The 1350-nt window shown below is 67.1% G+C and carries 3 protein-coding genes; 1 reads left to right on the top strand and 2 read right to left on the bottom strand.

Features of this window, described 5'->3' with window-relative positions:
• A partial coding sequence (locus AHiyo1_RS13800) for a hypothetical protein (RefSeq protein ID WP_059388947.1) occupies positions 1-496 on the top strand: 496 nt, incomplete at its 5' end.
• Here the strand turns inward: AHiyo1_RS13800 and AHiyo1_RS13805 are convergent.
• Together AHiyo1_RS13805 and AHiyo1_RS13810 are read right to left on the bottom strand one after the other, a co-directional pair.
• Complete coding sequence (locus tag AHiyo1_RS13805; RefSeq protein ID WP_059388948.1) at positions 457-801, bottom strand: hypothetical protein; 345 nt, start codon at positions 799-801, stop codon at positions 457-459. The genes AHiyo1_RS13800 and AHiyo1_RS13805 overlap by 40 nt on opposite strands.
• A 166-nt stretch (positions 802-967) precedes the next feature.
• Positions 968-1350, bottom strand: a 383-nt coding sequence (locus AHiyo1_RS13810) for a molybdopterin-dependent oxidoreductase (RefSeq protein WP_148667586.1), incomplete at its 5' end; no start/stop codon positions are given.

Raw genomic sequence — 1350 nt, forward strand, 5'->3', positions numbered from 1 at the left:
CTTCGCGCCCTCCGCGGGCCCGTTCTTGATGTGGCTGCGGCCCAGGGCGGATACTGGAGCCGCCCGGGAACTGGGGCTGGCCTCCATGGGTGTCGATTCGAGCCCAGCCGCCGTGAAGCTGGCCACCGCCCGGGGCGGTGCGGCCATCCTGGGCTCCATCTTTGACCCCGTCCCGCACGAGCGAGGTTGGGGTTCGGCCCTGTTATTGGATGGCAACATCGGCATCGGCGGAAACATCCGGGTGCTCCTGGAGCGTGTTGCCTCTTTGCTCGCCTCGGACGGGCAAGTGCTTGCGGAGGCCGAAGCACGCGATTTTCTCGATGTGGCCTATCTGGCGGTGCTGGAGGATTCAGACGGACGTGCCAGCGCGGCCTTTCCCTGGGCCCGTGCCGGCGCGAAAGCGCTCGCTGTCCACGCGGCCCGCGCGGGATTGGATACCGTGGCAACCCGGACGGTTCAGGGCCGGGTCTTCCTGACCTTGGAACGGCGGCCGTAGAGTCCGACGGCGGCCACAGCAGTCGCTGCGGCCACCACCAGGACCATCCAGAAAACGCCCAAGGCCAGCACATAGTCTCCCTGCAGGACGGTGCTGTTGGCGCCGCTGCCCGGCCCGGTTGGCTGGAGCACCTGCTGGGCGCGGATGAGCGGGGCCGCCACCAACGTCATCAATGCCCCCACCAGAAGGGCCCCGCGCACGATCCCCCGTTGAACGGGGCCCAGCCCATACGTCAACCTCGACAAGCCGCCGCCGGCCAACGTCGTCAACGGAACCAGCACGCCGTCGTGCACCAACAACGCCACAGCAACCAGGCAGCCACACCGATCAGCTGGGCAGGCGGCACATTGGCAAGGAATCCGAAGAGGGCGTATCCGAGGGCTGCCAGTCCTAGGATGCCCAGGGCTGCACGCACCCACCAGACGGTCCCGCGCCTACCGGGCGCCGACGGAATCCCTAAGGAGAGCCGCATCAGATCACCTCCACTTTGTGCACCCATTTGGTCTGCAAGACGCCCGGGCGTCCGGGGGCGATGATCCGTGCAGGATAGCCGTGGTCGAGGTCCAGAGGTTCGCCGTTGAGCTCGAGCGCCAGCAAGGTCTGCTCGTCCTGGCTGTACGCAGCGGGCATGAAGGACCGCCCGTAGACGCCGCCTTTCTCCATGCTGGAAATCTGCAACTCGGCATCAGCCGGTGCGCCCACCGTTGCCATCAGGTCCCTGACTCGGACACCGCGCCACTGGGCTCCTTGGCTCCAGCCTTCCACGCAGGCGATGGGCAATCCGTAGCTGTACTGCGGCAAGGCCGCGAGCTGCGCCAGTGTGAACGTCTTCTGCACCGATCCCGAGCACACAG

The organism is Arthrobacter sp. Hiyo1 (assembly GCF_001263615.2).
Classification (GTDB): domain Bacteria; phylum Actinomycetota; class Actinomycetes; order Actinomycetales; family Micrococcaceae; genus Arthrobacter.